General features: G+C 36.0%; 1 protein-coding gene. It reads right to left on the bottom strand.

Going from position 1 to position 511, the window contains the following annotated elements; all coding sequences use genetic code 11:
- Positions 1-217 precede the first annotated feature (217 nt).
- Positions 218-511, bottom strand: a 294-nt coding sequence (locus ADI86_RS10850; protein ID WP_152906135.1) for an LPXTG cell wall anchor domain-containing protein, incomplete at its 5' end; no start/stop codon positions are given.

The following is a 511-nucleotide window of genomic DNA, read 5'->3' as shown; positions in this document are numbered from 1 at the left end:
GCTTTCCAAACATTGGAAGCTGTTATTGATAAGCTTCAAGAAGTGATTCAAGGACTGGAAAAAGTATTTTAAAGTCCACTGTCAGCAGACAATGGACAAGGTTGCTTTTTGAAAATAGTTGTAGAAAATATTCAAAAAAGAAATCCTGAAAATTTAAACTTTTCAGGATTTTTTCTTATTTAGCCTTTATAGAACTACTCTATATAACATAGATATCTTAGATTTCATCTTCACTTTCATCTTTACTACGTTTTACAAACAAACCTAAACCAGTAATAGCTGCCAAAGCACCTAAAAGTAGAGATGAATTAGAATCTTCTGAACCAGTATTTGGTAATTGTTTTCCTGAATCACCTGTTGATTTTATCGTTCCAGAAGCTGATGTTGATTCAGAAGCTGACGTGCTTGCTGAAGCTGACGTTGATTCAGATGCTGACGTTGATTCAGATGCTGATGTGCTTGCTGAAGCCGATGTGCTTGCTGATGCTGACGTGCTTGCTGAAGCTGATGT

The organism is Streptococcus pseudopneumoniae, assembly GCF_001074975.1.
Taxonomy (GTDB): Bacteria; Bacillota; Bacilli; order Lactobacillales; family Streptococcaceae; genus Streptococcus; species Streptococcus pseudopneumoniae_D.
This window is presented reverse-complemented; position numbering and strand designations above follow the sequence as displayed.